General features: G+C 63.9%; 4 protein-coding genes and 1 pseudogene. 4 read left to right on the top strand and 1 reads right to left on the bottom strand.

Features of this window, described 5'->3' with window-relative positions; genetic code table 11:
- Positions 1-553 (bottom strand): annotated as a pseudogene (locus QZ269_RS12675) (hypothetical protein); the annotation flags it as partial.
- 108 nt (positions 554-661) lie between these two features.
- Between QZ269_RS12675 and QZ269_RS12670 the strand changes: the two are divergent.
- The 4 genes from QZ269_RS12670 to QZ269_RS12655 all read left to right on the top strand — a co-directional run bounded on the left by QZ269_RS12670 (position 662) and on the right by QZ269_RS12655 (position 2,668).
- Positions 662-1,165: a DUF4384 domain-containing protein gene (locus QZ269_RS12670; protein ID WP_291427062.1), complete on the top strand. Its 504-nt coding sequence runs from the start codon at positions 662-664 to the stop codon at positions 1,163-1,165.
- A 102-nt stretch (positions 1,166-1,267) separates the two neighbouring features.
- On the top strand, positions 1,268-1,591 hold the full coding sequence (locus QZ269_RS12665) for a nucleotide pyrophosphohydrolase (protein WP_291427061.1): 324 nt from the start codon (positions 1,268-1,270) through the stop codon (positions 1,589-1,591).
- A 76-nt stretch (positions 1,592-1,667) separates the two neighbouring features.
- A complete protein-coding gene (locus tag QZ269_RS12660) occupies positions 1,668-2,183 on the top strand; it encodes a YfiT family bacillithiol transferase (RefSeq protein ID WP_291427060.1) in 516 nt (171 codons plus the stop codon).
- Positions 2,183-2,668 carry a Nudix hydrolase gene (locus QZ269_RS12655; protein WP_291427059.1) on the top strand — a complete coding sequence of 162 codons (486 nt, stop codon included), beginning with the start codon at positions 2,183-2,185 and terminating at the stop codon, positions 2,666-2,668. Before QZ269_RS12660 ends, QZ269_RS12655 begins: the two co-directional genes overlap by 1 nt.
- Positions 2,669-2,809 lie beyond the last annotated feature (141 nt).

Below are 2,809 nucleotides of genomic sequence, written 5' to 3'. Positions count from 1 at the left end.
CGTCACAGCCTGCCACGTCACCGAAGTTGAGCTTGATCTGGCCCTGGCTGATGATCGCCGCCTTCGATTTCCCAAAGTTGGTCGGGTTGGTGCCGCCCGCGCCGCCCCGCAGCGTGCGCCACATGAACAGCAGGATCAGGCCCGTGAGCAGCAGCGGCAATACCTGCCCGACCCAGCCGAACATGCTGCCGCCCGCCATGATTCGCAGCGGTACGTTGGCGCCCCGGATGCGGTCGAGGGTAGCGCCGTCGGGGGGCAGCACCAGCGACATAGGCTTGCCGCCGCCGACCAGCGTGATTTGCGCGTCGCCCGAACTGCTCAGCATGACCGACTGCACTTGCCCACCGTCTAAGTCACTGAAAAAGCGGTTGATCGTGTACGGTGTATTCGGCGCTCGCAGCGGCAGCTGTGCACTGGCAGAAGTGGCCGGGCGCGTCACGTCAATGGTCTGGGCCTGCGCCGCCCCCGGCAAAGGGGGGTACAGGAAGCCGTGCAGCGGGCCACCCATCAGGAAACCCACCAGCAGAACGTGTTTCAGTGGCAGCCAGCGCATAGGGCCTATGCTAGCGCCTGGGCCGGGCCACCTAGAGTGCCCCCGAAGTCTAAACGTGAAGTTTGTAACACTCAGGTTTTCGTCAGACCGACCTACTAGACTTAAACCATGCGTAAAACATCCATTTCTGCCCTGGCCCTCGGCGCACTTGCTCTGGGCCTCAGTGCCTGTACCGTTGCTCCACGTCCGAACTACGGGCTGGCGGGCAGCAGCAGCAACCTGATTGCCCGCGTGACCCCCGACCGTGGTGAAGGCAGCGCCTATAACGTCGGCGAGGCGATCCGGGTCAGTGTCACGGTGCGCGACGCCGGATACGTCACTCTGGTGGCGCTAAATGCCAACGGCAGCGCCAATGTACTGGTGCGTAACGCCTACGTCGAGCGCGGCACGACGACCTTCCCGCGCCCCGAGGACGCCGTGACCTTCAACGTCTCGACGCCGCGCGGCCTGCAACGCCTCCGGGCCATCTTCACGCGCCCCCGGCCCACCACCGACCTCGTGCTGGGGGGCATCTACGACGGTACGCGCTGGAACAACGTCACCAGCGACTACCTGACGCCCTATGCGCCCGCCGACCGCGACGTGCAGGAAACCTACATCTATATTCGCTGAGTGCCGCAGAAGTGCGGAGGGGACGCCGGGCGCGTCCTCTTTTTCTTTTGCGTGGCCCGGTTTCTCTTTTGCGTGGCCGGGTCGCCCGCTATGCTGAGCCGCATGCCCCTGACCTTTGCCGAAGCCAGCGAACGCGTCCATGCCTATATTTCGCAGTTCGAGGAAGGGTATTTTCCGCCGCTGCTGATGCTGGCCCGCCTGACCGAGGAAACTGGCGAGATTGCCCGCGTTATTTCCCACCAGAACGGCAAAAAGCCCAAGCCCGGCGAGGCGCAAGGCGACCTGGAGATGGAACTGGCCGACCTGCTGTTCGTGACCATCTGTATGGCGAACGAGCGCGGCCTGAACCTCGAACGCGGCTTCGGGCGCATGATGGACAAGATCGAGAAGCGCGACGCCGACCGCTGGACGAAAAAGCAGTCGTGAGGCGAACCAACGCCGGGTTGACCTTGCTCTTGAGCCGCCCCCCTGAGCCGCCCCTGTGAGCCAGTAGACTGCCCGCATGACCGACCCGCGCTACCCCCTCGGCCCTATGCCGCAGCCCCGGCACCTCTCCCGGCCAGAGCGTGAACGGGCCATTGCCGCCATCGCTGCGCTGCCCCAGGACTTGCGTCAGGCCGTGGCCGGTCTGTCGGCGGCGCAACTGCACACCCCTTACCGTGAGGGCGGCTGGACCGTGTGCCAGGTCGTTCACCACGTCGCCGACAGTCATATCAACGCTTATGTGCGAACCAAACTGGCACTTACCGAGGCCAACCCAGTCGTCAAGCCCTATGAGGAACAGCTTTGGGCCGAGCTGCCCGACTCACGCCTGAACCCGGAAATCAGCCTACTTTTGCTCGAGCAGTTGCACATGCGCTGGGTGGACGTGCTGGCAAGCGTAACTGACTGGCAGCGCCCCTGGACACATCCAATCAGCGGCACCTGGACGCTGGATACCCTGCTGGCAATGTACGCGTGGCACGGGCAGCACCACGTGGCCCACGTCAATAGCCTGAAAGAGGCGCGGCGCTGGTAATGCAATACGGTGAATCCACTCATGTTCCGGTGTCCCGTAAGGCGGCGGGCGTGGTCATTCTGAACGCGGCGGGCGACATTCTGCTGGTTCATGAGCGCGGTACCCCTGACAAACCCGAAAAGGCCGGGTTGTGGCACATTCCGGCGGGCAGCGTCGAGGAAGACGAAAACCCGCAGGACGCGGCGGTGCGCGAGGCCCATGAGGAAACGGGTCTGCGCGTCCGGCTGATCAAATTTCTGGGCGCTTATCTGGGCCGCATTCCCAAAGACGACGAGCTGATTTTGAGGCACGTCTGGCTGGCCGAGCCACTGCCGGGGCAGACCATCGCGCCTGAGTTGAGCGACGAGATCGCCGTGGCCCGCTATGTCAGCCGCGCCGAATTTGCCGGGCTGTACGCGGCGGGACAGATTCGCGCCTACCAGACGAAACTCTTTTATGAAGACGCGCTTAAGCTGGTGGCTCAGGAAGGTTCCAGACCTGACTGAACTACTGCGGGTCGCGCAGGGGTCTATGTGTTTGTGCGCCCTGACCGCCGTTAGCCCGTAGGGTAGGGCCATGAGTGTTTCCCGCGCCTTCGTTTCGCTGATCGGGGCTGGCCCTGGCGATCCCGGCCTGCTCACGCTGAA

It is taken from the genome of Deinococcus sp. (genome assembly GCF_018260405.1).
In the GTDB taxonomy this organism is placed as follows: domain Bacteria; phylum Deinococcota; class Deinococci; order Deinococcales; family Deinococcaceae; genus Deinococcus.
Note: the sequence above shows the minus strand (reverse complement) of the source record. Positions and strands in the feature narration are given on the sequence as shown.